Annotated in this window: 37 protein-coding genes and 1 pseudogene; 22 read left to right on the top strand and 16 right to left on the bottom strand. The window is 35.9% G+C overall.

Going from position 1 to position 26,762, the window contains the following annotated elements; genetic code table 11:
• Positions 1–37: 37 nt before the first annotated feature.
• Positions 38–280, bottom strand: coding sequence for a DUF2626 domain-containing protein (locus KFD70_RS17120; protein ID WP_006096019.1), 243 nt, complete (start codon positions 278–280; stop codon positions 38–40).
• A 138-nt stretch (positions 281–418) separates the two neighbouring features.
• Positions 419–1,114, bottom strand: a complete 696-nt coding sequence (locus KFD70_RS17115; RefSeq protein ID WP_336450087.1) for a helix-turn-helix transcriptional regulator — start codon at positions 1,112–1,114, stop codon at positions 419–421.
• Between the two features lie 204 nt (positions 1,115–1,318).
• On the opposite strand from KFD70_RS17115, the gene comGA reads away from it, so the two are divergent.
• From comGA to KFD70_RS17070, 9 genes and pseudogenes are all read left to right on the top strand, one after another.
• Complete coding sequence (gene comGA, locus KFD70_RS17110; RefSeq protein ID WP_336450086.1) at positions 1,319–2,362, top strand: competence type IV pilus ATPase ComGA; 1,044 nt, start codon at positions 1,319–1,321, stop codon at positions 2,360–2,362.
• Positions 2,349–3,389 (top strand): competence type IV pilus assembly protein ComGB, encoded by a 1,041-nt coding sequence (comGB, locus tag KFD70_RS17105; protein WP_336450085.1) that lies wholly within the window; start codon positions 2,349–2,351, stop codon positions 3,387–3,389. Before comGA ends, comGB begins: the two co-directional genes overlap by 14 nt.
• A gap of 12 nt (positions 3,390–3,401) precedes the next feature.
• The gene (gene comGC, locus KFD70_RS17100; protein WP_174099019.1) at positions 3,402–3,707 is read left to right on the top strand and encodes a competence type IV pilus major pilin ComGC; all 306 of its coding nucleotides are present in this window, start codon (positions 3,402–3,404) and stop codon (positions 3,705–3,707) included.
• Positions 3,704–4,147, top strand: a pseudogene (gene comGD, locus KFD70_RS17095) (competence type IV pilus minor pilin ComGD); the annotation flags it as partial. The gene comGC and the pseudogene comGD, both read left to right, overlap by 4 nt.
• Positions 4,128–4,445, top strand: coding sequence for a competence type IV pilus minor pilin ComGE (gene comGE / locus KFD70_RS17090; protein ID WP_336450084.1), 318 nt, complete (start codon positions 4,128–4,130; stop codon positions 4,443–4,445). The pseudogene comGD and the gene comGE, both read left to right, overlap by 20 nt.
• Positions 4,342–4,893, top strand: a complete 552-nt coding sequence (gene comGF / locus KFD70_RS17085; RefSeq protein ID WP_420792319.1) for a competence type IV pilus minor pilin ComGF — start codon at positions 4,342–4,344, stop codon at positions 4,891–4,893. Before comGE ends, comGF begins: the two co-directional genes overlap by 104 nt.
• Positions 4,890–5,264 carry a competence type IV pilus minor pilin ComGG gene (gene comGG, locus KFD70_RS17080; protein WP_336450083.1) on the top strand — a complete coding sequence of 125 codons (375 nt, stop codon included), beginning with the start codon at positions 4,890–4,892 and terminating at the stop codon, positions 5,262–5,264. Before comGF ends, comGG begins: the two co-directional genes overlap by 4 nt.
• A gap of 163 nt (positions 5,265–5,427) precedes the next feature.
• Positions 5,428–5,925 carry a shikimate kinase gene (locus KFD70_RS17075; protein WP_336450082.1) on the top strand — a complete coding sequence of 166 codons (498 nt, stop codon included), beginning with the start codon at positions 5,428–5,430 and terminating at the stop codon, positions 5,923–5,925.
• A gap of 38 nt (positions 5,926–5,963) precedes the next feature.
• A complete protein-coding gene (locus KFD70_RS17070; RefSeq protein ID WP_336450081.1) occupies positions 5,964–6,164 on the top strand; it encodes a YqzE family protein in 201 nt (66 codons plus the stop codon).
• A gap of 151 nt (positions 6,165–6,315) precedes the next feature.
• Here the strand turns inward: KFD70_RS17070 and KFD70_RS17065 are convergent, their stop codons facing one another.
• Positions 6,316–6,954, bottom strand: a complete 639-nt coding sequence (locus KFD70_RS17065; protein WP_336450080.1) for a VC0807 family protein — start codon at positions 6,952–6,954, stop codon at positions 6,316–6,318.
• Between the two features lie 234 nt (positions 6,955–7,188).
• Positions 7,189–7,293, bottom strand: coding sequence for a GTP pyrophosphokinase (locus KFD70_RS17060; protein ID WP_336450079.1), 105 nt, complete (start codon positions 7,291–7,293; stop codon positions 7,189–7,191).
• Between the two features lie 85 nt (positions 7,294–7,378).
• Here KFD70_RS17060 and KFD70_RS17055 point away from each other — a divergent pair, with 85 nt between their 5' ends.
• Positions 7,379–7,606, top strand: coding sequence for a hypothetical protein (locus tag KFD70_RS17055; RefSeq protein ID WP_017150839.1), 228 nt, complete (start codon positions 7,379–7,381; stop codon positions 7,604–7,606).
• A 92-nt stretch (positions 7,607–7,698) separates the two neighbouring features.
• Complete coding sequence (locus KFD70_RS17050) at positions 7,699–7,845, top strand: hypothetical protein (RefSeq protein ID WP_000064866.1); 147 nt, start codon at positions 7,699–7,701, stop codon at positions 7,843–7,845.
• Between the two features lie 13 nt (positions 7,846–7,858).
• Here the strand turns inward: KFD70_RS17050 and KFD70_RS17045 are convergent, their stop codons facing one another.
• Both KFD70_RS17045 and KFD70_RS17040 read right to left on the bottom strand, forming a co-directional pair.
• A complete protein-coding gene (locus KFD70_RS17045) occupies positions 7,859–8,671 on the bottom strand; it encodes a YqhG family protein (RefSeq protein ID WP_336450078.1) in 813 nt (270 codons plus the stop codon).
• Positions 8,658–10,340, bottom strand: coding sequence for a DEAD/DEAH box helicase (locus tag KFD70_RS17040; RefSeq protein ID WP_336450077.1), 1,683 nt, complete (start codon positions 10,338–10,340; stop codon positions 8,658–8,660). Before KFD70_RS17040 ends, KFD70_RS17045 begins: the two co-directional genes overlap by 14 nt.
• A gap of 350 nt (positions 10,341–10,690) precedes the next feature.
• Between KFD70_RS17040 and gcvT the strand changes: the two genes are divergently transcribed.
• From gcvT to KFD70_RS17010, 6 genes are all read left to right on the top strand, one after another.
• Complete coding sequence (gene gcvT, locus KFD70_RS17035) at positions 10,691–11,791, top strand: glycine cleavage system aminomethyltransferase GcvT (protein ID WP_336450076.1); 1,101 nt, start codon at positions 10,691–10,693, stop codon at positions 11,789–11,791.
• 20 nt (positions 11,792–11,811) lie between these two features.
• Positions 11,812–13,155 (top strand): aminomethyl-transferring glycine dehydrogenase subunit 1, encoded by a 1,344-nt coding sequence (gene gcvPA, locus KFD70_RS17030; RefSeq protein ID WP_336450075.1) that lies wholly within the window; start codon positions 11,812–11,814, stop codon positions 13,153–13,155.
• A complete protein-coding gene (gene gcvPB, locus KFD70_RS17025) occupies positions 13,152–14,627 on the top strand; it encodes an aminomethyl-transferring glycine dehydrogenase subunit 2 (protein ID WP_336450074.1) in 1,476 nt (491 codons plus the stop codon). The genes gcvPA and gcvPB overlap by 4 nt, the downstream gene beginning before the upstream one ends.
• Positions 14,628–14,895: 268 nt before the next feature.
• Positions 14,896–15,120, top strand: a complete 225-nt coding sequence (locus KFD70_RS17020; RefSeq protein WP_026049147.1) for a DUF3929 family protein — start codon at positions 14,896–14,898, stop codon at positions 15,118–15,120.
• Between the two features lie 70 nt (positions 15,121–15,190).
• Positions 15,191–15,382 (top strand): hypothetical protein, encoded by a 192-nt coding sequence (locus tag KFD70_RS17015; protein WP_016116299.1) that lies wholly within the window; start codon positions 15,191–15,193, stop codon positions 15,380–15,382.
• Between the two features lie 310 nt (positions 15,383–15,692).
• The gene (locus KFD70_RS17010) at positions 15,693–15,899 is read left to right on the top strand and encodes a hypothetical protein (protein ID WP_420792318.1); all 207 of its coding nucleotides are present in this window, start codon (positions 15,693–15,695) and stop codon (positions 15,897–15,899) included.
• Positions 15,900–15,914: 15 nt separating this feature from the next.
• Here the strand turns inward: KFD70_RS17010 and KFD70_RS17005 are convergent, their stop codons facing one another.
• From KFD70_RS17005 to KFD70_RS16985, 5 genes are all read right to left on the bottom strand, one after another.
• On the bottom strand, positions 15,915–16,172 hold the full coding sequence (locus tag KFD70_RS17005; protein WP_336450072.1) for a DUF3975 family protein: 258 nt from the start codon (positions 16,170–16,172) through the stop codon (positions 15,915–15,917).
• Positions 16,173–16,187: 15 nt separating this feature from the next.
• Positions 16,188–16,502 carry a DMT family transporter gene (locus tag KFD70_RS17000; RefSeq protein WP_098336277.1) on the bottom strand — a complete coding sequence of 105 codons (315 nt, stop codon included), beginning with the start codon at positions 16,500–16,502 and terminating at the stop codon, positions 16,188–16,190.
• Position 16,503: 1 nt separating this feature from the next.
• On the bottom strand, positions 16,504–16,836 hold the full coding sequence (locus KFD70_RS16995; protein ID WP_336450071.1) for a DMT family transporter: 333 nt from the start codon (positions 16,834–16,836) through the stop codon (positions 16,504–16,506).
• Between the two features lie 72 nt (positions 16,837–16,908).
• Positions 16,909–17,490, bottom strand: a complete 582-nt coding sequence (locus KFD70_RS16990) for a TetR/AcrR family transcriptional regulator (protein ID WP_336450070.1) — start codon at positions 17,488–17,490, stop codon at positions 16,909–16,911.
• Between the two features lie 94 nt (positions 17,491–17,584).
• Entirely contained in the window at positions 17,585–18,562 is a 978-nt protein-coding gene (locus KFD70_RS16985) for a LacI family DNA-binding transcriptional regulator (RefSeq protein ID WP_336450069.1), read from the bottom strand.
• A gap of 282 nt (positions 18,563–18,844) precedes the next feature.
• Between KFD70_RS16985 and KFD70_RS16980 the strand changes: the two genes are divergently transcribed.
• Complete coding sequence (locus KFD70_RS16980; RefSeq protein WP_336450068.1) at positions 18,845–19,432, top strand: DNA polymerase III subunit delta; 588 nt, start codon at positions 18,845–18,847, stop codon at positions 19,430–19,432.
• A gap of 29 nt (positions 19,433–19,461) precedes the next feature.
• Here the strand turns inward: KFD70_RS16980 and KFD70_RS16975 are convergent, their stop codons facing one another.
• Complete coding sequence (locus KFD70_RS16975) at positions 19,462–19,845, bottom strand: rhodanese-like domain-containing protein (protein ID WP_017150860.1); 384 nt, start codon at positions 19,843–19,845, stop codon at positions 19,462–19,464.
• Positions 19,846–20,015: 170 nt separating this feature from the next.
• On the opposite strand from KFD70_RS16975, the gene KFD70_RS16970 reads away from it, so the two are divergent.
• Positions 20,016–20,852: a lipoate--protein ligase family protein gene (locus KFD70_RS16970; RefSeq protein ID WP_336450067.1), complete on the top strand. Its 837-nt coding sequence runs from the start codon at positions 20,016–20,018 to the stop codon at positions 20,850–20,852.
• Positions 20,853–20,881: 29 nt separating this feature from the next.
• On the opposite strand, the gene KFD70_RS16965 is transcribed toward KFD70_RS16970, so the two are convergent.
• The 3 genes from KFD70_RS16965 to KFD70_RS16955 all read right to left on the bottom strand — a co-directional run bounded on the left by KFD70_RS16965 (position 20,882) and on the right by KFD70_RS16955 (position 22,919).
• Positions 20,882–21,724, bottom strand: coding sequence for a hypothetical protein (locus KFD70_RS16965; RefSeq protein ID WP_336450066.1), 843 nt, complete (start codon positions 21,722–21,724; stop codon positions 20,882–20,884).
• A 200-nt stretch (positions 21,725–21,924) separates the two neighbouring features.
• Positions 21,925–22,596 (bottom strand): DUF1129 family protein, encoded by a 672-nt coding sequence (locus KFD70_RS16960; protein ID WP_336450065.1) that lies wholly within the window; start codon positions 22,594–22,596, stop codon positions 21,925–21,927.
• A 5-nt stretch (positions 22,597–22,601) separates the two neighbouring features.
• Positions 22,602–22,919: a PadR family transcriptional regulator gene (locus tag KFD70_RS16955; protein WP_336450064.1), complete on the bottom strand. Its 318-nt coding sequence runs from the start codon at positions 22,917–22,919 to the stop codon at positions 22,602–22,604.
• Between the two features lie 159 nt (positions 22,920–23,078).
• Here KFD70_RS16955 and splB point away from each other — a divergent pair, with 159 nt between their 5' ends.
• The 3 genes from splB to KFD70_RS16940 all read left to right on the top strand — a co-directional run bounded on the left by splB (position 23,079) and on the right by KFD70_RS16940 (position 25,439).
• Positions 23,079–24,104: a spore photoproduct lyase gene (gene splB / locus KFD70_RS16950; RefSeq protein WP_336450063.1), complete on the top strand. Its 1,026-nt coding sequence runs from the start codon at positions 23,079–23,081 to the stop codon at positions 24,102–24,104.
• Positions 24,105–24,248: 144 nt separating this feature from the next.
• Complete coding sequence (mntR, locus tag KFD70_RS16945) at positions 24,249–24,677, top strand: transcriptional regulator MntR (RefSeq protein WP_336450062.1); 429 nt, start codon at positions 24,249–24,251, stop codon at positions 24,675–24,677.
• A 105-nt stretch (positions 24,678–24,782) separates the two neighbouring features.
• Positions 24,783–25,439, top strand: a complete 657-nt coding sequence (locus tag KFD70_RS16940) for an HAD family hydrolase (RefSeq protein WP_336450061.1) — start codon at positions 24,783–24,785, stop codon at positions 25,437–25,439.
• Positions 25,440–25,491: 52 nt separating this feature from the next.
• Here the strand turns inward: KFD70_RS16940 and KFD70_RS16935 are convergent.
• A protein-coding gene (locus tag KFD70_RS16935) for an IS3 family transposase (protein WP_336450060.1) occupies positions 25,492–26,687 on the bottom strand; the annotation gives its coding sequence in 2 pieces (ribosomal slippage) (positions 25,492–26,381 and positions 26,381–26,687; 1,197 coding nt in all).
• Between the last annotated feature and the right edge of the window lie 75 nt (positions 26,688–26,762).

Below are 26,762 nucleotides of genomic sequence, written 5' to 3'. Positions count from 1 at the left end.
AGAAAAAAATAAAAAAAGGTGGCAATTTGCCACCTTTTTAATGCCCAGCCCCTGGGACAAGTAAGAATGTTGTATAGTATGTAAATCCAATGAAGAAAACAGTTAAATATGCCCCAAATACGTATATATACATACGCTCTGTTAATTTTAAATAACTTAAAAGTACGAAGAATCCTGTTTGGCCTAAAAATAATAGTGCAGTTGCGTGCATATCCCCTAAGTAAAACATAACTGAGAAAATTCCAGTCCAAAAGCCGAGAACGCGAAACATGCGCTCCATGCAATCTCCCTCCTTTTCTAAAAAAAGTAAACCTCTCTTCATTATAGTTTATTTTTCTTACTATTGTAAATATTTGCGAAAAAAGAAAAGAAGCCAAATGTAATTGACTTCTTTTTGACACATTTTCATATGAAGAAATTATAGATGAACTTTGTAATTGCAAGATTTACATCCGTCTAATAAGTTATCATGTCGTGTTAATTCCATGTTCGGGAATAGGAATTCAAAAATCCCCTTCATCATATCGCTGTGCATATTGCAAATTTCTTCAGGGTGATGAACAGCAACTTCTTTAAATGGACAATTGTAAACATCATAGAAAATTTGTGTGCCATCTGTACTTAATTCAAATGAAGGAGATAAGCCAGCAGTTGATAACGCTTCTTTTGCAATTTTAACTTTGTGTTCTAATGTTAAGGAATTTTCATTAATATTTAAACGCTGCATATGTTGTTCCATTAATTCTTTACCAAATTGTTTGCCTGTTTCATATAGTGCCTTTTCACCAGCTGCACCGAGGCTTAGTAATGAATTGAAAGCAATTTTCGCTAATAATTGATAGTCGCGAAATGGGAATTGTAATTGAATTAAGTCTTCAGATAATACATATAATCTGCTTGGTCTTCCGCCTTTTCCCGTTTTTTTTGTTTCAGATTTCAACATATTAACGTCTTCTAATTTTGATAAATGTAGACGAGCTACGTTTGGATGGATATTAAATTCATCTGCGATTTCTTGTACAGTTACGTAACTATGTTTTTGAGAAATATATTTATAAATATAATAGCGAGTTGGATCAGATAGTACACCTGTAATTTTTAAAGCTTGTTCCATGAGGATCTCCACCTTTATCACTTTATCCAAGATATTAACATTATAATACAGATAAAGTTGCATATATGTAATTTTAGTCAATAATTCAGAAATTGTTCATATTTTCACAAACATATTTTTCCTTTTTGAGAATGAAAAAACGCAAAAATCATGATTTTTCTTATGTATCTCTTCATGATATATACATAGTAAGGAGGGATAACGATGAATGGTGTTGAGCACTTTGCTAATACAATTATGAAGGAAGCATGTGCATTACAGGCATCCGATTTGCATATTGTGCCGCGACAAAAGGATGCAGTTATACAATTACGTATTGGAAAAGATTTGGTGACGAAGCATTATATTAGAAAAGAATTTGGAGAAAGACTTGTTTCGCATTTTAAATTTTTAGCGTCTATGGATATAGGGGAAAGGCGTAAGCCACAAAATGGATCATTGTATTTACAAATTGATGGGCAAGAAGTTCACTTGCGTCTTTCTACACTGCCAACTGTGTATCTCGAAAGCCTGGTCATTCGTTTGCACTTGCAAGCGTCGGTTCAGCCACTTTCCCATCTTTCTTTATTTCCAAACTCGGCGAAAACACTTCTCTCTTTTTTACATCATTCTCATGGATTACTCGTATTTACTGGACCAACAGGATCTGGAAAAACAACGACAATGTATGCTTTGCTAGAGGTAGCGAAAAAGGGACAAACGCGCCGTATTGTTACACTTGAGGATCCAATCGAAAAGCGAAAGGACGGTTTATTACAAATTCAAATTAATGAAAAAGCAGGTATCACGTATACAACTGGTTTAAAAGCAATTTTGCGTCATGATCCTGATATTATTTTAGTTGGTGAAATTCGTGATGAAGAAACAGCGAAAGTAGCTGTGCGTGCAAGTTTAACAGGACATTTAGTCATGACCACGTTGCATACAAATGACGCAAAAGGGGCTGTGCTGCGTTTGATGGACTATGGAATTACAAGGCAAGAAATTGAGCAATCATTACTTGCAGTGGCAGCGCAGCGCCTTGTTGAATTGAAGTGTCCATTTTGTAAAGGAAAATGTTCGCCGTTATGTAAAGCGATGAGGAAAGTGCGGCAAGCAAGCATTTATGAGTTGCTATATGGCCTTGAATTGAAACAAGCGATTCGTGAAGCGAATGGAGAGCATGTAACCTATCATTATGAAACATTGCAATCATGTATAAGAAAAGGGTATGCTTTAGGATTTTTAGAAGAGGATGTTTATGTTTGAACGAAAAGGGTGGCGATTACATGAACAAGTCTTGTTATTAAAAAGGCTTGGGGAATTGTTAGAAAAAGGCTATCCTCTCTTACAAGCGCTAGAATTTTTACAGTTTCAATTATCCTCTGCAAAACGGCTACAACTGCAGCATATTATTGAAGAATTGAAAAATGGACAGAGTCTACACGATGCTTTTCAGCAAATGATGTTTCATCCGGACATATTAAGTTATTTATTTTATGCGCAGCAACATGGTGATGTTTCTTTTGCTTTAAAGCAAGGAAGTGTACTTCTCTATAGGAAAGATAAGCATCAAAAGGATATGATGAAAGTTCTCCGTTATCCGATTTTTTTATCTATTTTTTTACTAGGAATTCTTGCTGTATTCAACCTTATTTTGCTTCCTCAATTTGAGACATTGTACAGTTCTTTACATGCAACTTCAGCTTCCTTTGCTGATCAAATTATGTCCTTTATCCAAATGCTCCCATATATAATTGGTGGATTTTTTCTCATCATTGCATTTGGAGTATGCGTATATGTGTTTTATCTACGAAAGCTTCCTCCCATTCAAAGGGTAAATATTATCGTGCGTATTCCCCTTATCAAAACATTTCTTATTTTAACAAATTCTCATTATTTCTCTGTTCAATTAAGCGGTCTATTACAAGGTGGATTATCGGTACTCGAAGCTTTAACGTTAATGATTGAACAAAAACATCACCCGTTTTTTCAATGTGAAGCTATTCGGATTGAAGAGTTATTAACTGCGGGAGAACAGTTGGATTCTATTATTATGAAGAGCAGTTATTACGAGCGTGAACTGTCTTACGTTATTGCGCATGGACAAGCAAATGGAAACTTAGCGACAGAATTAGGAGATTATAGCGAATTAACGATTGAAAAAATGGAAGGAAAGATTCAACGTATTTTAGTCATTATTCAACCACTGCTGTTTACATGCATTGGCATAATTGTTGTTCTTATGTATTTAGCGATGATTATGCCGATGTTTCAGATGATGAATTCTATTTAGGAGGTAAGTTATATGAAAAATGAAAAAGGATTTACTCTTTTAGAGATGCTATTAGTGATGGTTGTTATTTCGGTATTGCTTCTATTAATTATTCCGAATGTCATTAAACAGCGCTCTTCCGTACAAGGAAAAGGTTGTGATGCTTACGTAAAATCGGTCGAATCGCAAGTGCAGGCTTATCAATTACAACATAATAAGATACCGACTATCGACGAATTAGTGAAAGATAAGTACATTACTTCCACAACGTGTCCAAAAGGAGAACAAATTAGTATTTCAAGTGATGATGGTGCAGTATCCGTAGTTGGTAAATCGTGAAACAAAAGGGATTTACATTTTTAGAGATGCTCCTCGTTCTATCTATCATCTCGATATTGAGCGTTGTTACTTATTTTAACGTTACACCATTATATGAAAGGCAAAAAGTCGAACAGTTTTTAAAACAATTTTCACAAGATATATTGTATATGCAGCAGTTAGCTATAAACCGTCGGAATCTTCATATGTTACGATGGGTCCCTGAAAAACATATGTACAGTATTTGGAAATCTGGGGATAAACGTTCCCTGTTTATCCGGGAATATGAACGTGATATAAAGATTGATTTAAATACTTTTCCGAATCCAATGACCTATAATAAAAATGGAAATATAAACCAAGGTGGTACAATCTTACTTTCTTATCGCGCACACACTTATGAAATTGTATTTCAACTTGGAAGAGGGAGATTTACGTATCGTGAAGTGTCAAAAAGGATCGGTTATGCTCGAGATGCTCGTATCGTTAAGTTTATTAATGATGGCTGTATCACTGTTGCTTCCGCAAACACTTCTTATTATGCAAGAAAGAAAAAATATTCAATCTCGATATAAAGCACATGTATTGTTGAAGAGGGAAGCAGCGCTATATATGTATCAAAATCGGCCGAAGCAGCAAAAAGAGAAGACAATAGATGGTGTTGTATACCAGACGCATTGGCAGGGAGAAGAGGTTTGTGCAATTTGGAAAGACGTTAAACAAAAAAGAATGGAACAATGTCGCTATGCTCAAAAGTAAAAAGGGAGAAGCAGGATTTACGTTATTAGAAATGCTGTTATGTGTATTGTTTTTATCTATTTTCTTTCTTCTTGTGCCGCGCCTCCATGGTTTATTTATTGAGAAACCGTATTCGAAGCAAATAAATAGTTGGGAATGGGATGTGTTCATGGAACAAGTGCAATTAGAGTTTAGGGAGAGTCAGATGGGAAAAGATGTCCAGTTAGAAAATCAAGAAGATTTACTCCTTTTCCAACTGAATAGCAGAGTTAATGTAACATATGAAGTGTTAGGAAATAACATCGTGAGAAAAGTAAATAGGCTAGGGATGGAGATTATATTACAAAAGGTCAGTTCGGTTTCTTATGACTTAACATCTAATGTATTAACCATACATGTGCAAGATATAAGTGGTAAAATGTATCACGGTATAGCAACACGTTACACACCTATTGAGTTGAAAACATGAGAAAACAAGATGGTTTTGCGATGCCGGGCACATTAATCCTTCTTTTCTTATTGTTTTCATTCTTTATATATGAAATAAATATGTTACAATCTGATCAAAGATTTTATAAAGAGGCGCAGCAAAAGTTTTTGTTAGAAGAGATTACCGATCAAGCGGTTGTCTCGATAAAGACAGACTTGCTGGAAAAAGAACAAAATGATGCATTTTTATTTCGATATAAAAATGGTGAGGCGAGTGGGAACTATGTATTTGAGAATGAACTTGTTTTTGTTACATTGCAGTGTATGACGAAACAAAAGCATTCTTATAAAGTGAACTTTCAATACGATAAAATAAATAAACGGGTTATAAATTGGGTAGAGGAGCGATGAGGTAGAGAGCTTATTACCATTACGTTTTGTTCTTGATACAAAATGAAGGACAAAACGTTTTTTAGTTGTGCAAGTAGCATGTAACATAAACCGCATCAGTCAATCTTTCGTTATAATACAAATAATTAAACAATGAACAACTTGATAGAAAAGAGGTAACAAAATGAAATCCATCTACATAACAGGTTACATGGGAGCAGGAAAAACAACAATTGGGAGAGTGCTAAGTGAACGATTGCATATTCCAGTTGTAGATACAGATCAAAAAATTGAGGAGAAGCAAGGGAAGTTAATTCGTGATATTTTTGCAGAAGAAGGGGAAAATACATTTCGTCAATACGAAAGTGAAATGCTACGCTCTTTACCGACGAGTAACTTAATTATTACAACTGGTGGAGGTATTGTTGAGCGAACTGAGAATCGCCAGTGGATGAAAGAAAATGGAACGGTTGTGTATTTATATTGTGATCCGTATGTGATCGCAGAACGCCTTCGCGAAGATATAACGCGTCCATTATTTCAAAAAGAGAACATAGAGGCGTTTGTAGAGAAGTTTGAGAACCGCCGGGCATATTATGAAGAAGCTTATGTCTATATAGATACGACAAATAAAAATGTGGAAGAGATTGTGAAGGAGCTACTGCGAAAGATTAATGCGTAAAAAAGTGGGCATACTAATCAAGTAGAGGTGATGATAATATGTCTACTAATGATTATGTGCGTTTTGTGACGCAACAATTTGTATCATATATGGATGCTCCAAAAGAGGATCGAAAGCAGAAGAAAGAACAACGCCGTGCTGAGAAAGCGCCATTTTTAAACAGATGGTTTGGAATGATGCCGCTTAGTGCTGCTTTGTTTTATCAAAATGTAAAGAAGAAAAGAAAAAAATCAAGTTAATAAAAATTGGAATGATTTACCGCTAGTAATTGTGCGAGGCGGTATAGTAAAATTTTTGCGACGAGTATATACTTGTCATTGATTCGACAGACAAACCTATAAAAATCCCCCTGTACATGTACAGGGGGATTTTTATTATTTTTTTGATTATTTATACCCTATTGGTAGATTCACTCTGTTCAGTTACTGCGTGTATTTTATTATTCACCCAGACAAACCCTATGCCAATACATATGGAAATTCCCCAACCGACTGCGGTCATGATGGCTCTCATTTCACCGTATCCATCTACTCCAAAGACAGAGATGAAATAAATTTTTAAAAAGCTTTTTAAAATGAATTGGAGACCGAAAAATAATGTTAAGTATTGTAAGGCTGGATATATACGTTTATCGCGGTAAAGGACGCGGCTTTTATCTCGGTCATGTCCTTGCAGTGCTGCAATATCAGCTGCGAAATATAACATGAGTGGTTTCTTAATAAAGATTGTACAAATGACAATGCACCCGAGTACGATATGATAATATGCGTCATTCCACAGCATGCGCTCAGCAGATCCAGACAATAAATCTACTGCCGTGTTAGCAATGAGGGTAATCAAAATAAAGAACCCTGTGACGTTGAACTGCTTTTCTTTCTTAAAGCAGTACAGTGTATAAAGAATTCCCGGCACCGAGGAAATAAGCATCGCGTAATAAGGATCAATATGAGTTTTTGCGAATTTCCAAATGACAAAAGGAAAGACGAGATAAAAGATAAGATCGAATACAACTTTCTTATTTTGGTTCATGTTATGCCTCCTTAGTTATAGATATATTCTACAATATAATTTTGAATATTGAACAAGATTAATTTGATAACTAATATATAGAAAGAAATATAATTATTCTAATTTAGAAATCAATCTCAATCAGCTTCAAGATGGTGAATATAGATACGACAAAAGTCTTTAGCGTGTACGAAGTGAAACGTGAGTTTTTAGTAGAAATAAAGAAGATTGCCCCTAGCGTGGTAATCTTTTTTATTATATAATAATTAAAACGCTTTCATTTCTAAAAGTTTGTTCACAAAATTGACGAAAACTTAAGTTATTCCTATCGTCATGTTGTTTTATAATGAAACTAATCATCTATACATGCATACAATATTGTGAAATAAATAACATAAATAATCTATATAAATGTAAACGTTATCAAAAAAGAGAGGTGGAGACAATGAGTAAATTTTTCTTCAATCATAATCCAGCAACTATAGAAGATGGAAGGCTTGTAGAATATGCTGAAATTATTTATGGTGAAGGTGGCCGTTCTGTATTAGAAAATTTAATGGTGAAAGCATCTATCAGGTTGCGTGATCGTTATCCGCATAAATCTGACGAACAGATCTCTCATCTCGTAAATCAAGGCTTGCACGATATGTTTCAGAAATATGTGAAGGAATAAGAGGAGCGAAAAAGCTTCTCTTATTTTTGCATAAGGATTGCTCCCCTAGCTGACAATAAGAATGAATTTGAAAAGCATAAGGGGTGAAAGAGATGAGCAATGGCGTAGGACGTTCGAAAAAGAATCTTCCAACAGATGCAAACCATGTGAGTGCAAAAGACAGGGAATATCAAAAACGAATGACAGAAAAGCAACAACAAGAACATAATGATGGTCGGAAGTATAATGGGAAAATATAAGAAAAGCTCCTTCTCATGAGAAGGGGCTTTTCTTATGAAAGAAATGATTAGCGGTTACATAAAAAAGTCCACCATTTATAATTTGCATCGTAACACGAGGTTCGTATTGCTCTTGTAATGCTTGCTTTTCTATTTCGTAGCTTTCCGGAAGCTCTTCGCTTTCTTCGTAAAAGCGATTTAGAAGCGCTAAATCATGGTTCCAGCGCACACGTGCTTCTTCAGCCCATGTATGATCATCTGCTGCGATGAGATTTTTTAATGCATCTTCTATTCGCTGGAGCCCACTTTGCGGCTTAATAATTGGAGTAAGTGTAAAGCTGAAATCTGGTATTTTTGGCGTGAGCCGAATTTTTGCTACTGTTTCATGAAAGTTTGTAATCATTGTTCCAGAAATAAGATGAATCCCAATGGAATGAAGTATGTCTTTTTTTCGATCACATTGATAACATACTTTTACATTAACGCCAAGCCATGGGTGAAGTGGTGTATGAGTTGTACCACTTGAATTCACTTCTTCGAATAAACGTATGTAGGATCCCAGTTCTTTTGTTGTTTGAAAGATTTGATGCAGGCGAGGAGAACCATAGTGAATCAGCTCACCTTCCTCCTCTTCGTTCTCTGGATTTGTAATGAGAGTAAGTTTCATCGGATTTGGAACGCCGCCTGTTTTCTCAAGGTAATGCCAGTAAAAAGGGCGATTCATCAATAGTTTATCCATCTCAATTGTTAATTGTACATCTAGTAGATGTGGGGAACGCCGGGAAATTTCACAGTCGTTTGCTTCAAAAAAACTCCATAAATAATTATGAATTTCATGTTGCTGCATAACCTTGCACCTCAGCTTCGTTTCTCTTCGCAAAGTCGATGATGGATGTTAAATTTTCCATTTTAATTCGAATTTCTCCTTCGCTCTTTGACCCTGCGAAAATCTCTTGAATATGCGCATCGATATTTTTCATATTGATCCTTGTTAAAATCTCATCAAGTTCACCGATGACTCGCTCAAATAAATTGATTTTTTCGTATAGAAGTTTCAAAATATGTTCTTCAACTGTATGTTTTGTCGCTAGGTTATAAATGTGGACATCATTTTTTTGTCCAAGTCTATGAATACGTCCAATCCGTTGTTCAAGCCGCATTGGATTCCAAGGCAAATCATAGTTAATCATATGACTACAAAATTGTAAGTTAATTCCTTCACCGCCTGCTTCTGTTGCGATTAACACTTGCGCATGATTTTGGAAGAGTTCTTTCATCCAATCTTTTTTCCCACGTTTGAATCCACCTCGAAAGGGAACCGATGAAATACCATGCTGTTTTAAAAACCATTGTAAGTACATTTGCGTTGCTCTATATTCTGTAAAGATAACAACTTTATCATCAATTTCCTTTATAAGCTCTAGTGTTTGATTTGCTTTTGAATTAAAAGGAATATGATTGATTTTATCCATTAAAACATCGATATATGGATCTGGCATATAATTCTCATTTTCTTTTTGTCTTTTTTCCACATGTTTTTTAAGTGAATAATAAACTGCTTCTCGGCTACTACATACTTCTCTTTTCAAAGTTAATGATGAAAAGGCAGAGGTAAAGGCGTCTTGTCCTTTCCAATGTTCAATCGCGTTATACAGAGCCCGTTCTTCTTCATTAAAATCAACAAATATGGTTCGAACGTGCCTTTTAGGCCACTCAATCCCTGTACCGTTTCGTCGATTTCGTACCATGACTTTGTTAATAAGGGCTTTCAAATCTTCATCGGACTCTGTAGAGCGATTTTTAGAAGCATAGTATTCTTCGAAGTTAGATTGATTCCCTAAATGACCGGGTTTTAATAAGGAAACAAGATTAAAGATTTCATCGATTTTGTTTTGGACAGGTGTTGCAGTTAGTAATAAACAAAACTTCTTTTTTAGACGCTGCGCAAATTCATAGTTTTTTGTTTTATTATTTTTGAGTTTATGTGCCTCATCAATAATGATGAGATCATATTCTAGGTTTAAAATGATATCACGATGCGGTGAACGTTTTGCTGTATCAATTGATGAAACGATGACGTCAGCTTGTTCCCATGAGTAGCTTTTTCTCTGGGCAACTGCAGGGATAAAAAACTTTGTGTTAAGTTCATATGCCCACTGGGAAACAAGGGAGGCTGGAACGAGTATAAGTACTTTTTTAACAAGACCGCGCACCATATACTCTTTTAAAATAAGACCTGCTTCAATTGTTTTTCCAAGCCCAACTTCATCTGCTAGTATCGCTTTTCCATTCATTTGCTCAATAACAGTTTGTGCTACCTCTAGTTGATGAGGAAGTGGTGTGAAATGGGATAAATGTTTAGGTGCTTGCAAACCATCGAATGTAGGGACAAGTAATGATTTTTCTGTTTTGTAGGCTAAATCATATAGTTCCCAATTTGTCCAAGGTCCGTCCTCATCAATTCGTTTTAAAAAATTTTCTTGCCATGTCCGATCTACGGAAATATCGACATTCATGAAAACTCTCCCACCTTCTGTAAACTAAAACGGTTATTATTATACCCTTCACCCAAAACGATAATTTCTAGCATTTTTAGGTGAAGTCGTTTTTGCAAGTATAAGAATAAAAAATTCCAAATTATTTTTTATGCTAGAATATTGATGAAATAGATCGAAAAATGTTAGGATAATGGTGTGAAATGAATGGAATCTTTCGTATTTTATCCAAGAAAGTACTTTTTTATTTACGCTTTCATAAAAAAATGCATTGAGATTCCGTATATCCCATCTTTTCTGAATGAAAAATGTTTAGATAGGGGAAGCCAACTTTTATTGATTTGTCATAGACAGCATAAGGGGGAAAGAACATGATTACATTACAACGTACACCGCTATTTGATGTTTACGCGAAGTATGGTGGGAAAACAATCGACTTTGGTGGTTGGGAATTACCAGTTCAATTTTCAAGCATTAAAGAAGAGCACGAAGCTGTTCGTACAGCAGCAGGCCTTTTTGACGTGTCTCACATGGGAGAAGTAGAAGTAACGGGAACAGATAGTTTAGCATTTTTACAACGTGTTGTTACAAATGACGTTTCTACCTTAAAGGTAGGAGGTGCACAATATACAGCAATGTGTTACGAAAATGGTGGTACTGTAGATGATTTATTAATCTACAAACGTGGCGAAGAAGACTATTTACTAGTAATCAATGCATCGAATATCGAGAAAGATTACGAATGGTTAGCAAGTCATGTAATTGGCGATACGAAAGTAGTCAATGTTTCTAGTGAAATTGCACAGCTTGCAATTCAAGGACCAAAAGCAGAAGGCATTTTACAAAAAGTTGTGTCAGAAGATTTAAAAGAAATTAAGTTTTTTAAATTTAAAAACCCTGTTCTTGTAGATGGTGTAGAAGCACTTGTATCACGCACTGGTTACACAGGCGAAGATGGATTTGAAATTTACTGTAAGAGTGAAGATGCTGCAAAACTTTGGGAGAAACTTCTTGAGGTTGGAGCAGAAGACGGCTTAAAACCATGTGGTTTAGGAGCACGTGATACACTTCGTTTTGAAGCAACACTTCCACTTTATGGTCAAGAATTATCGAAAGATATTACACCAATTGAAGCTGGAATTGGTTTTGCAGTAAAAACAAACAAAGAGGCAGATTTCTTTGGGAAAGAAACATTAAAAGAATACAAAGAAAACGGTGCACCTCTTAAATTAGTCGGCATCGAAGTAATTGAGCGCGGTATTCCTCGTACACATTATCCAGTATATGTAGGCGAGGAAAAAATCGGGGAAGTTACGAGTGGTACACAATCTCCAACGTTAAAGAAAAGCATTGGCTTAGCATTAATTGATGTAAAATATGCAGCAGTTGATACAGAAGTAGAAATAGAAATTCGTAATAAACGCGTCAAAGCAGTAGTCGTTCCAACACCATTTTACAAACGTTCAAAGTAACGGGGAGAGGGGTAGATTTCATGTTGCATCGTTATCTTCCAATGACAGAAGAAGACAAAAAAGAAATGTTACAAACGATCGGCGTTCAAACGATTGATGAATTATTTTCTGATATTCCAGAGAGTGTTCGTTTTAAAGGGGATTTAAAAATTAAACAAGCGAAGTCAGAACCAGAACTTTTAAAAGAACTGTCTGGTATGGCTCGTAAAAATGCGAATTTAAAAGATTATGCTTCCTTCTTAGGAGCAGGCGTATACGATCATTATGCTCCAGTAATTGTTGATCATGTTATTTCTCGTTCAGAATTTTATACAGCTTACACACCATACCAACCGGAAATTTCACAAGGGGAATTACAAGCGATTTTTGAATTCCAAACAATGATTTGTGAATTAACAGGGATGGATGTAGCAAACTCCTCTATGTATGACGGAGGTACAGCTTTAGCAGAAGCGGCAATGCTAGCAGCTGGTCATACTCGTAAAAAGAAAATTCTTGTTTCTAAAACGGTTCATCCAGAATCAAGAGCAGTACTTGAAACATATGCAAAAGGTCAACATCTTGAAGTTGTTGAAATTGATCATAAAGATGGCGTAACAGATTTAAGTGTATTACAAAGTGAAGTAGATGATACAGTCGCTTGCGTAATTGTCCAATATCCAAACTTCTTCGGGCAAGTGGAAAAGTTAGCGGATATTGAAAAAATCGTTCATGAGCAAAAATCATTATTTATCGTTTCTTCAAATCCATTATCATTAGGTGCATTAACACCACCAGGAAAATTTGGTGCTGATATTGTCATTGGTGATGCACAACCATTTGGTATCCCAACACAGTTTGGTGGACCACACTGCGGTTATTTCGCAACAACGAAAGCATTTATGCGCAAAATTCCAGGGCGTCTTGTCGGACAAACTGTAGATTCAGATGGTAAACGTGGTTTTGTATTAACATTGCAAGCTCGTGAACAACACATTCGTCGTGATAAAGCGACATCTAACATTTGTTCAAACCAAGCATTAAACGCATTAGCAGCATCTGTTGCGATGACAGCACTTGGAAAACAAGGTGTGAAAGAAATGGCACGTCAAAACATTTCTAAAGCGCAATATGCAAAACGTCAATTTGAAGCAAAAGGATTCGCAGTAACATTTGCTGGTCCATTCTTCAATGAATTTGTTGTAGATTGCAAACGTCCAGTACAAGAAGTAAATGATGCATTAGTTCAAAAGAATATTATCGGTGGTTATGACCTAGGCCGTGATTATAAAGAGCTAGCAAATCATATGCTTTTAGCTGTAACAGAGCTTCGCACAAAAGAAGAAATTGACACACTTGTAAACGAAATGGGGGCTATCCAATGAAGAACCAAGACCAAGCACTTATTTTTGAAATGAGTAAAGAAGGACGCGTAGGATATAGCTTACCCCAATTAGATGTAGAAGAAGTAAAATTAGAAGATGTGTTTGAGAGCGATTATATTCGCATAGAAGATGCAGAGCTTCCAGAAGTATCTGAGCTTGACATTATGCGTCATTATACAGCACTTTCAAACCGTAACCACGGCGTTGATTCTGGATTCTATCCATTAGGGTCTTGTACGATGAAGTACAACCCAAAAATCAATGAGAATGTGGCACGTTTCCCAGGCTTTGCAAATATTCATCCGCTTCAAGATGAAAAAACAGTGCAAGGTGCAATGGAATTAATGTACGACTTGCAAGAGCATTTAATTGAAATTACAGGTATGGATACTGTTACGCTGCAACCAGCAGCTGGTGCACATGGGGAATGGACAGGATTAATGTTAATCCGTGCATACCATGAAGCAAACGGTGACTTTAACCGTACGAAAGTAATTGTGCCTGATTCTGCGCACGGAACAAACCCAGCGTCTGCAACGGTAGCGGGATTTGAAACAATTACAGTAAAATCAAATGAGAATGGTCTTGTTGATTTAGAAGACTTAAAACGTGTTGTGAATGAAGAAACAGCAGCGCTTATGTTAACAAATCCAAATACACTTGGTCTATTTGAAGAAAATATTTTAGAAATGGCAGAAATCGTTCATAATGCGGGTGGTAAATTGTATTATGATGGTGCGAACTTAAATGCAGTATTAAGTCAAGCACGTCCTGGTGATATGGGATTTGACGTTGTGCATTTAAACCTTCATAAAACATTTACAGGTCCGCATGGTGGCGGTGGCCCAGGTTCTGGTCCAGTAGGTGTAAAAGCAGATTTAATTCCGTTTTTACCAAAACCAATTTTAGAGAAAACAGAAAATGGTTACCACTTTAACTACGATCGTCCACAAGCAATTGGACGCGTAAAACCATTCTATGGAAACTTTGGTATTAACGTTCGTGCTTATACGTATATTCGTTCTATGGGTCCAGATGGACTACGCGCAGTGACAGAATATGCTGTATTAAATGCGAACTATATGATGAGAAGGTTAGCACCATTCTATGATCTTCCATTTGATAGACATTGTAAGCATGAATTTGTATTATCAGGTCGTCGCCAAAAGAAACTTGGCGTACGTACGCTAGATATTGCAAAACGTTTGCTTGATTTTGGCTACCATCCACCAACAATTTACTTCCCATTAAACGTGGAAGAATGTATTATGATTGAGCCAACAGAAACAGAATCAAAGGAAACATTAGATGGATTCATCGATAAGATGATTCAAATCGCAAAAGAAGCAGAAGAAAATCCAGAGGTTGTACAAGAAGCACCACATACGACGGTAATTAAGCGTCTTGATGAAACGATGGCTGCTCGTAAACCAGTTTTACGTTATCAAAAGCCAGCTCCTGTACAAGTTTGAGTACATGTAAAATGAAAAGAACTCGCTATACGCGGGTTCTTTTTTTGTGGAGAATTTGTGCAGAGATTATGAAAATAATGTAAATAATTTTTATGTTTTATGTAATAGTAGGGAAAAAAGTTGATTTTTAGGCTTTTTTGTTGAAAAAGTCGGTTTGATAAAATTGTGTATTTTTGTTAGAATTTTATTGAAATTAAGAGGATGTAATGAGAGAGATATAACTCATTTTTATGTATATGTGAAAAAACGAACAATTTGGGGTGAGAGAATGGGCTATAAGTGTTACAGGATGGTGTATCATTTAGAAAATGGTAAAACAATTAAAGATATAAAGGAATTTTGTTATCGAGATCATGGAAAAATGTTAGAGCGTGTAGCGCATCGTGTAATGGATAACGCAGAAGTGACAGCGATTGATAAACAAGGAACCATTATTTCAATAGCTTGTGATGACATTGTAAAGGTAGAACTCGATTATATAAAAGAAAGTTAACCTTGAGTCATATCGAATTATTCGATAAAATATACTGTTGAATGGTGAAGTGAGAAGAGAGGAGTTTATCATGGGTAGTACAAGACACTTTTATATGTTTATTTTAGCGTTTGTACTTGTAGTAGCATTAACGGTATATTTAATTGTTGATAGCAGCTGGTACAACGCAGTGCATCCAGCATTTCTTATTTTTATGTATGTAGGAATTGCGGTTGTTAGTTTTGGGATGAGAGATGAAATGTTAGATCGCTTTGAGAAGTGATACATATACGAAAGACCAACAGGAAATTGTTGGTCTTTTTTCTTGCCAAAAAAAGTGTCTCATCACAAGACACCTTTTTCAATAAGGAAAATAACACAAGAGTAATTTATAAACCGAAACGGTGCTCGGCATATCTTTTGGTGCATGTAAGATTAGGCTGAAACATATAACAAAGAAAAGAAATAGGAAGAACAACAATAGGATATGTTTATGTATGGAATTTTGCATATAATCAGCTCCTTTTTTGTAGTATGTCCAAAAGGTAAGAGGATATAGTTGGAGTTTGAAAATTTTACAGGAGGGTTGCATGGTGAGGAAGCAAACGTTAAAAGGAAGAATACTACATGGTTTTGGAGTGGTCTTATTTGTCTGGGGACTTATTATGCTTAATGTTATTTCAGATATAGTTGTATTTGAGAATGTGAGTAAGAGCGTAGGTGGCGGAGTTCTTATCCTTGGAATCATATGTCTTATTACACCTAATTTCTTTAGAGAATCAAAAAATGAGAATCATTAAACATAAAAAAGACAGTTACTTCTTTTCAGAAGAACTGTCTTTTTTGGTTATTTTATTCCAAAGTTTAGCGATACTCCAAACGATAATAATGGTAATGGAGGCAATAATCGACCAAACGATGGATACGACTTCAAGTGCCATGTTGGGAAGGAACGTAAGAACAGAAATAACTTTATGGAATAGCCATTCTATCATATGAAAGCTCATTTGCAGTAGAATAACGATTCCAATCAGAATTCCTGTCAGAAACTGTTTTCCTTTTTCTTTCCACATGACATTCACCTCACGTTAGCTCATTAATTTTAAGCCAACTGCACCGCATAAAATGCAGCTTAAGAAGGCAAGACGACGCCAATCAGCTGATTCGCGGAAGATCAAAATGCCTAAGAGTGCACTTCCAGCCGTTCCAATTCCTGTCCAAATGGCGTAAGCTGTCCCCATTGGTAATGAGTCCATTGCAAGTGATAAGAAGAAGAAGCTTACGCCAAAGTTGGCGATTAAAATAAGCTTTGGTGCCCAGCCTTTTTTTTCAGTGGCTACTTTCATAAACAGTACACCAACGATTTCACAAATACCAGCAATAATTAAAAATACCCATGCCATTTTATGCGGCCTCCTTCTCTTCTTGTTCACCTGTTACTCGTTTTAAACCAATTACTCCGAAGAAGATTAAACCGATTAATAAAACTTTTACAATTGAAAAAGGTTCTCCAAAAATAAAAATCTCTGTAAGAACGATTCCACCAGCTCCGATACCTGTAAACACAGCATATACAGTTCCTACAGGTAAATCTTTATAGGCTTTAAATAATAGGACAAAACTAATTGTAATTAATAGAGCGACACCAACCCATTCAAGTGGTGCCTCCGCGTGCTTTAGTCCAATCACCCAAAAAATTTCAATAATACCAGCTAAAATTACATAAACCCATGCCATATATTATTTCTCCTTCCTACCAGTCGTTAGGTAAAGGGTTGAAAAACGACGCATTGCAAAGAAAGCAATCCGTCATTTTGAAAGGCCGCGCCAAAACACTTTCCAAGAGGCGTTTAAGCGGGTCTCAAAGCGATTTAAACCTGCGTATAATAGTTCAACCATAAGACCATCAAGTAAGCATAAGTAAGCCTCTAGAGCGTCTTTCATTTCAATGTTATGCAGCTCACCTTGTTCATTTGCTCGTTTGAATACAGGAAATAAAAGTTCCCTAATATTCTCAATGTGAGCATTTGCTTTTTCAATAATTTGCTCGCGAAATGCATCGGGTGGAAAATAAGAAGTGCGTAACCAGAACATTGATTCTTCACTCTCGCCAAATCGTTTTGCATAACCGTTTAACAGATTTACGAGCAATACCTCAGTAGATGATTCCAAAAGTGCTTCTATATCATCAGTAAAGCATTGTAAATCTTTTTGCAGGGCTGCTTCTAAGCAGATGAAATATAATTCTTCTTTTCCCTTAAAGTGTGCGTAAATCGATGGCTTTTTAATCCCGACTTCTTGAGCAATATTTGCTAATGAAGTCCCTTCATAGCCGTAGCGTGCGAAATGAGAAAGTGCTACAGCTTTAATGCGGTTTGCTGTCATTTTCATCCCCTACCTACCGTTCGTTAGTTTGAGTATAAAAGAAAGAAAAAATAAAGTCAATAGGAAGAACATCTCAAAAGAGTACCTGATTAGATACTCTTTATACAGTTTGACGCTCAATTAATCGGAAAGAGAGTTCTTTTGAATTATTTTGGATTTGCTCGTTTTGTATTTGTTTATAAAACATGGAAAAAGCATGAGACCCCATGATTTTTCCAGGATGTTCAATTGTTGTAATCTCTAAAGCTTCGGAAATTTCATGGTTATCGAACCCTAGAATTGCTATATCACCTGGAACGCGTAGACCTTGTTTTTTTGCTTCTGTTAATAAACCAGCTGCAACTTGATCGTTTGCAGCAAAGAGAGCAGTGGGACGTTTTTTCATTTTTAATATGTTTTGCATGACTTTGGAACCGTCTTTCATCGTATAACATTGATAAAACATCCAGTCTTGATGAACCGTTTTTCCAGATGCATGGAGCGTATTAAAAAATGCTTGTTTTCGTTGTTTTGTATTGGCACTGTGTTCACGAGCTAGGCAAACACCGATGTAATCATGTCCCTTTTGTAATAAATATTCTGTACCGATGCGAAAGCCCTCATAGTGATCAACGTAGACAGATGAAATAAGGGGATGTTTCATTTTTTCACATGAGATGATGGGAGCAAACGTTGCGAAAGGCTCAATTTGCTCCCACGAGCTTGCTCGTGAGCAAATAATCATGCCATCAAATTGTTTCATTTTCATCATTTCTAAAACACGGAGTTCTTCTTTGCTATCGTAATTCGTTTGGCACAGATTAATATGATAACCAGCAGCTAATGCTTCATTTCCAATCCCTTCAATAATGGTACTAAAGTAGGGTAAATTGATGAAAGGAAGCATCACCCCAACCGTAAATGTTTTTCCTTTTATTAAATGAACTGCATTTATATTTTTTGCATAATTTAGCTCTTCAACTGCATCTAAAACGCGTCTTCGCTTTTCATCACTTACGTAGGGATGGTCATTTAGCACGCGTGAAACCGTCGTGATAGATACTCCAGCGGTTTTCGCAATTTGTTTTATATTCGCCATATGTATCACCTCTTTATTCATTATAAAGGCAAATAGATAAGAATGGAAAAATACTGAAAAAGGCTTGACCTGAAAAGCTTTTCACAATCTATCTTATAAATAAGACTTTCCGTTATTCGCGTGACCTTTTTGGGCGTAAGGGTAACGAAAAGTCTTTTTTTGTCTAAAAAGATATCGTATGTCAAAATGTGTGAGATAAACGAGGAAAGTTTTCAAAGGGAGAGTAAACAAGTGAGGCGAATATGAATAACATATTAACGCTTTGTTCGCAAAAGGAGCGGTATGAAAGGCGGAAACAAATTGAAAAAAAGAATCATTTGTTTCGTGTTTTCTAGTATGTTGCTTAGCTCATGTTCATTCCAACAGACAGTGAAAGAAGAAAAACAATTCGTTGGAAACGCGGATGGAGCTGTAGACCGTGTATCTAGCCCTGTTTCGTTAAAGGATGCAAAAAAATATTTTTCACCAGGATTTAAAGTTCCAACGTATTTGCCGTATGATGCCATGAGTAATGTAAAGGGAGAAGTAAGGATAATTGGTAAGAAGAATACGGTCTTGACGGCAAAGTACAAACAACAAGAAAAAGGAAGGAAAGATTATATAGAATTAACAGTGGCTAATTTTTCTTACAGTTTTCCTTATATTGTGGAACAAAATCGATTTCATGAAAAAATGAGATTGGATAATGGTTCAGCTGCCTATTTTAAAAATAGGGATGAGGGGGAACAGGGGGAAGAATTTGCGACACTCATTTGGAAAGAGAAAGGATTAGAGTATCAATTGCTATACCGCAATGTAGAATTAGGAAATGAGGAAGAAGTGAAACAAAACTTATTGTATATTGCGAACCACATGGAAGAAAAGAACTAGCTGATGAGTCATGCTAGTTCTTTAAAATATTATTTCTTTTTAATTTTGCCTGTCCAAGATTTAAATCCACCTTGTAATTGGTAGAAATCTTTGTAACCTTGTTTTTTTAGATATTGAGCGGCACGTCCTGTACGGAATCCACTTTGGCAGTACAAATAGACAGGTTGGTCTTTACGTAGCTCTTTGTAACGCATACGAATTTGTGATAACGGAATGTTACGAGCACCTAAAATATGACCAGCGTTAAATTCATCTGCTTCACGAATATCGATAAGCTGTGCTTTACGGTAGCCAGCGCGAAATTCTTCTTCTGAAAGTGTTTTAATTAGTCTCTTCTGATAGAAAAACATCCATACAGAGTAGCCGATGAATGCTAGAACTACGGCTAGTATAATAATTAAGTTTGTTGACACGATTCTATCGCTCCCTTTTTTCTTATCCTACTTTCAATATTATAATGCCCATATGTATTTATGCAACAGGTTCGTTCGGTGAGAAGAAGAAATTTCGTATTCTTTCACAAATTTTGTCGAATTTGTTAGACTAGAGATTGTGAAAAATAATTGGTTATATGAGGTGCAGGATGGGAAAAGAAAAATGGTGTTATATTAACTCTGGTCAATGTTCACCGGCATTTAATATGGCGTTAGATGAATGTTTGTTAAATTGGCAAAGTGAAAGGAAAATGCCACCAACAATTCGTTTTTATGAATGGGAAGTGCCAACATTAACAGTGGGGTACTTTCAGCGTGTAGAAAAAGATATCAATATGGATGTAGTAAAAGAGAAGGAATATGGATTTGTTCGCCGTCAAACAGGTGGTAGGGGCGTATTACACGATAAGGAATTAACCTACAGTGTCATTGTCTCTGAAGATCATCCTAATATGCCAAAAACAGTTACAGAAGCGTATCGCGTTATTTCGCAGGGGCTACTTGAAGGCTTTAAGGCACTAGGATTAGAAGCGTACTATGCGGTTCCAAAAACAGAAGCCGATCGTGAAAATTTAAAAAATCCACGTTCAGGTGTATGCTTTGATGCACCATCTTGGTATGAAATTGTTGTAGAAGGTAGAAAAATTGCTGGGAGCGCTCAAACGCGTCAAAAAGGTGTTATTCTGCAACATGGATCCATTCCATTAGAAATTGACTTAGATGAGCTATATGATTTATTCCTATTCCAAAATGAGCGAGTGAAAGAGCGTATGAAGAGTATGTTTTCTTCAAAAGCCGTCGCAATCAATGAATTAACAGATCGTACGTTTACAATTGAACAGTTGATTGAAGCGTTCCAAGTTGGATTTGAAAAAGGTTTAGATGTGGAGCTAGTTCCGTATGAACTAACGGAAGAACAGCTTCAGGAAGTACAAACATTAGCAAAACAAAAATATGAGAGCAATGATTGGAATTATAAAAAATAAGGAGAGGGCATTTGCCCTCTCCTTATTTTTTATAGTAAATTCAGTACTTTTTCTACTTTGATTCCTTTGTCTTGTAAAGAACGAAGACGATTTACAACATCCATAATCTCTTTATCAAAAGTAACGCTAATTCCTTGATTTTGTAATTCTTCTTTTAAATTTTCAATAGAATCATCTATGTCGATGCCAAGTTCGTAATCTTGACACACTTCAATTGTCTTTTTCACAAGCTTCACATAATTCTCTTGTAATTTTGAATTTGTTTCCACCACAGCTGTTTGTTTCGGTTTTGTAGGCATAGCTGCAGTTGTTTCTTTCTTTGCAACTGGAGTAGGTACGTCTTTTTTTACAGGTGCTGGAGTAGGCGCCGCTACAACTGTTTCTGAACGCACTGGCTTCGGTGCAGGTGTTGGAGTAGGTTTAGGTGTTACAACAGGTTCTTCAACACGTGTAACAGGTTTAGGCGCAGCTGTAACTACTTTTGGTGCTTCTACGACTACTTCCTTCTTTGGCGCAGTTTCTACAGGGGTTACTTCTTGTTCAGCTGCTTCTTTATTTTCTTTACTCCACATAACGCGTTCAATTTCTAGGGAAACATTGTTTTTGTTCATTGCTGTTAATGTAACTTTACCAACTTCAGCGTTACCTGTGAAATCGACAATTTTATAAATCACACTTTTGTTCCAATCTACGTTTCCGCTCAAAAATAATTCTTCGTTACATTTCGGCGTTAAGCCCTCGATTTTAATTTCTGCATTTACACCGTTTTCACTATATACCATAATTAGCGAAGCATTTACATCTTCGTCTGCTAACATTAGTTCACGTACCATTTTTCCGGTGCGTACTTGCGTTTTCTTCTTAAGTGACATCAAATTTCCCCTCTCAAAAATTCAGTAATAATAAAAAAATCGTATAACGAAAAATAATTGCTCACGAAGAAATATGATACCGAGAATAAAAGCATCACGTCAACAATTTACGTTAATTATTTTGCATTTTTCTTTTTTTCTTTATGAAATTTTTCAATTTGTAAAATTAGACAGAAGAAAAACAGCCTTTTTGGAGGCTGTTAAAAATTTATACGTCTATAAAAAAACTTATAAAAAAGATACAAAATGATGGCAAGGAATGCCCCAATCCAAGGAGAAAGCTGATAATTTAAAAACGGATGATCTATAAAGAATAAAGAAATACCAATGAGTATAAACCATGGACTCTGTTGAAAAATGAATCTCTTTATACGATTCCAACTACTCATTTGGTTATTGAATAAATCACCTTTGATAAAATCAAATACAAAATCAATAAGAAGGTGTATTGTAATAATGATTACAAATATAAAGATAAGGTTTACATGTACAGATTGAAACCGTTCGTTGTTTGAGAAAAAGGGTAAAATAAAAGCAACGAGAGAATTTATAGCGAAAAATATAGCGAGTAAGTAACTACTCATAAATGTTGGTGTTGCTATACGCTGCCACCTATTTTGTTTTGGAAGAGCAGCGATAATTTCATCACAGTAAGCTTGTAAGTCATTTCCAAAAATATCATAAGCATTTTTCTGTTCTTCTTGCGCATCAAGCAAGTGATCTAAAATCTCTAATAGTAGTTCTTCTACTTGCTGTTCTGGGATATTTGCTAAGCGGATGTATACGAGCATATCTCCATAAGCAACTTCATTTTCTTTAGTCAATAATTTACGTTTTTTATTATTCAACTCAATTAAATTTTTCGCTTTCATCGATTTCACTCTCCCTGCAATAAATTATTTACCGTCGTTGAAACCATTCCCCAGCTCTTCTTAAACTCTTCTAGCTGATCGAATCCTTTATCGGTTACATGATAATATTTTCGCTTTGGCCCAAGCTGAGAAGCTTTTAATGTGCCAGCAATGAGTTTTTCTTTTTGCATTCGTAGCAAAAGGGGATAGATGCTACCTTCGCTTACGAATGTAAAACCATGTTGGTTCAATTTCGTGCTTAGCTCATATCCGTACACTTCTTCTTGAGAAATGATATATAAGATGCATCCTTCGAGCACACCTTTTAACATTTGACTATGCATGATTTCACCACCTTTAATTCAGGTAACTTGTTGTGCAAGGTAGATGTTATCAAAATTATAACACTTCAGTAACTTGCCATGCAAGTTACTGAAGTGGAAAACTTTAAACAGCGTTGTTATCGATTGTCTGCTCATACTAGGAATAGGGAGGGAAGTTGTATGAAGCCATTTATGCCAAAGCTTGTTTATTTTGAACCAGGGGCACTTGAGTATCCACTTGGAAAAGAGTTGTATGAGAAGTTTACAAAGATGGGTCTGGAAATTCGAGAAACAACATCACATAATCAAATTCGTGATTTACCTGGAGAGAATGATTTGCAAAAATATCGCAATGCGAAAACGACACTTGTTGTTGGTGTAAGACGGACGTTGAAGTTTGATACATCTAAACCATCGGCTGAATATGCAATACCACTTGCCACAGGCTGTATGGGACATTGTCATTATTGTTATCTGCAAACAACATTAGGTAGCAAGCCATATGTTCGTGTATATGTGAATTTAGATGAAATTTTTGAGAGAGCGCAGCAATATATGGATGAAAGAGCGCCAGATATAACGCGTTTTGAAGCAGCGTGTACGTCGGATATTGTAGGAATCGATTATTTAACACATGCTTTAAAGAAAACGATTGAATTTATTGGGGAGAGTGAATATGGTCGTTTGCGTTTCGTGACAAAATATTCTCATGTTGATCATTTGTTAGATGCAAAGCATAATGGGAAAACGCGTTTTCGTTTCAGCATCAATTCTCGATATGTCATAAAAAATTTTGAACCGGGTACCTCACCATTTGAGGATCGAATTGAAGCGGCTCGTAAAGTAGCGGGGGCAAATTATCCACTTGGTTTTATTGTTGCTCCAATTTATATGCATGAAGGTTGGGAAGACGGGTATCGTGAATTATTTGAACGACTTTTTGATGCGTTAAAAGATTTAACTTTGCCGAATTTATCATTCGAATTAATTCAACATCGCTTTACTAAGCCAGCGAAAAAGGTAATACAACAACGTTATCCCAATACAAAACTCGAAATGGACGAGGAGAAACGAAAATATAAATGGGGACGATATGGCATCGGAAAGTATGTATATCAGAAAGATGATGCAGTAAGGTTAGAGAAAATAATACGAGGATATATTCACGAGTATTTTCCGGATGCTGAAATTCAATATTTCACATAGAAGAATCTGTAGTACTTTGCAGATTCTTTTTTATTTCGTATTTTTAGGCTTGTTTCCACCCTTGTCACGATATCCTTTCTGGTGTATCATTTTATTGATTGCTTAGTGCGGAAAACACAAAATGAAATTGGATGGAGGAAACCGATGCCTACCCCTAGTATGGAAGATTATATTGAACAAATTTATTTGTTGATTGATGAAAAGGGATATGCCCGCGTATCTGATATTGCTGAAGCGCTTAGTGTACATCCATCCTCTGTAACGAAAATGGTACAAAAGTTAGATAAAGATGAGTATCTCATTTATGAAAAATATAGAGGGCTTGTATTAACATCAAAAGGGAAAAAAATCGGGGAGCGTCTTGTATATCGTCATGAGTTACTAGAACAATTTCTGCGTATCATCGGTGTGGATGAAAGTAAGATTTATAATGATGTAGAAGGAATTGAACATCATTTAAGTTGGGAAGCTATTGACCGCGTTGGTGATTTAGTACAGTATTTTGAGCAAGATGAACTTCGAATTGAAACACTTCGCAGTGTTCAAAAAGCAAATGAAGAGCGGGGAAAGTAAAGGGAACGAGAGGCGTTTCCTTTTTTGTTTAGAAAAGGAAATTACTTTCTTTAAATTGAATGTATAGAAATGTGAAAAAATCGTTTTGTAAAAGGTGGGATAAGAATGAAAGCAATTATTTTTGACTTTGATGGATTAATTGTAGATACAGAGACAATTTGGTTTCAATCTTTTCAGGAAGTGATTCGCGAATATGGTGGTGAATTACCTCTAGAAGAGTTTGCAAAATGTATTGGAACAACAGATGAAGTGCTTTATACATATATTGAACAACAATTGAAAGAGAAATTTAATAAAACATTGCTAGAAGAAAAAGTTTCGGCTTTACATCAAGAGAAAATGAAAATACCAGTAGCTCGTGAAGGTGTGAAAGAATACTTAGAAGAAGCAAAAAGTCTTGGAGTAAGAATTGGTTTAGCTTCTAGTTCTTCAAAAAAATGGGTTGTTGGGTTTTTGGAAGCTTTAGGGATTCGGGAGTATTTTGAAGTGATTAAAACAAAAGAAGATGTTGAGAAAGTAAAACCAGATCCAGCGCTGTATCAGGCAGCTATTGAAGAATTGAAAGTTGATGCTTCAGAAGCTGTTGTGTTTGAGGATTCAGTAAATGGATTAAAAGCAGCGATTGCGGCAGGATTAAAATGTGTCGTGGTTCCTAATGAGGTTACAAAAGCTTTGCAGTTTGAAAATCATCATCTTCGCTTAGGAAGTATGAAGGAAAAGAGTTTAACAGAAGTACTTCAATATGTGAGAGAGCATAAATGAAAAAAGACCGCATTTGGTGTTAGCCCTGTCAAGTAGACAGCTATAAAAAAGACTAAGCAGCCATCAAGATTCGATATTCTATCGGAGCTCGGTGGTTGAGTCGTTTTTGGAATCGTTTATAGTTATAGAAGTAGATATATTCCTCAATTGCTTGTACTACTTCTTCTTCTGTTTTAAAATGGTGTAAATACAACATCTCCGATTTAAAATGGGAGAAAAATGACTCGATGCAGGCATTATCATGGCAGTTTCCTTTGCGAGAGTGGCTGCCGATGATACCCAAATCTGAAAGTCGTTTGTTGTAGACATGAGATGTGTACTGGAACCCTTGATCTGAATGGAGAATGGTTCCACGCACATCTCTTTTTTGTACCAAATTTTCAAGCGTATCTAATACGAGTTCATTGTCATTGCGTCTAGAGATTTTCCAAGAAACAATTTCATTATTATAAATGTCTTGCACGACAGAGAGATAGCGAAATCCATCTTGGATTCGTAAATATGTAATATCTGTAACGAGCGCTTCATTTTGTTTTCGATTTTTAAATTCACGGTTTAAAACATTTGGAAAAGTATTCGAATAATTCCCTCTAAAGAAGCGTCGCTTCTTACGAATAATAGATTGAATGTTGAGCTCACTCATTAATCGATAAACCTTTTTATGATTTACAAAGAAACCTTCCTCCTGTAAAGCTAGTTTCATACGTGGATAGCCGTATTGTTTGTACTTCAGGTGGATAGATTGTATCACTTTTTTTAATTGTTGATCCGCTTCTGATCGTACATTTTTAGCTGTTTTCGCACGGATCCATTTATAATAACCCGCGCGATGTACACCTGCAAATTTAGTAAGCCAAGTGATCGGATATTTCATTTTTAACGATTCAATGATACGATATCGCTCCTTGTGCCTCAGTGCACCTCCCTTTACAGATTTGGATAACGCTTTTTTAAATATGCAACCTGTGCCTTGTAGTAGTCTCTCTCTTCCTCCACACTGTTAAAATGGACACGTTTCCCTTTTAGTGGATTAGGAATACCTTGAGTTCCACTATTTTTTCCACGAGTATCTGTAATATCACCCAATTCTTTATATTTTTTCACCCAATCCTTAAGTTGTGTAGAGCTACTGATATTATATTGCTTAGCTATAGCTTGATAACTGCCTTCTCCATTTAAATAACTTTGAACAGCTGATAGTTTTAATCCATCTGAATACGTATTGAATGTTGTACCTTTTTTAACCACGAAAAATCCCCTCCAAGTAATAGTGTAACATCCATGTATGTACATGGTCTTTTTACACTGTCTACTTAAAGGGGA

Origin of the sequence: Bacillus pfraonensis, assembly GCF_050768835.1 — a bacterium.
In the GTDB taxonomy this organism is placed as follows: Bacteria; Bacillota; Bacilli; order Bacillales; family Bacillaceae_G; genus Bacillus_A; species Bacillus_A pfraonensis.
The sequence above is the reverse complement of the archived record's forward strand: the minus strand, read 5'-3'. Positions and strand labels throughout refer to the sequence as shown.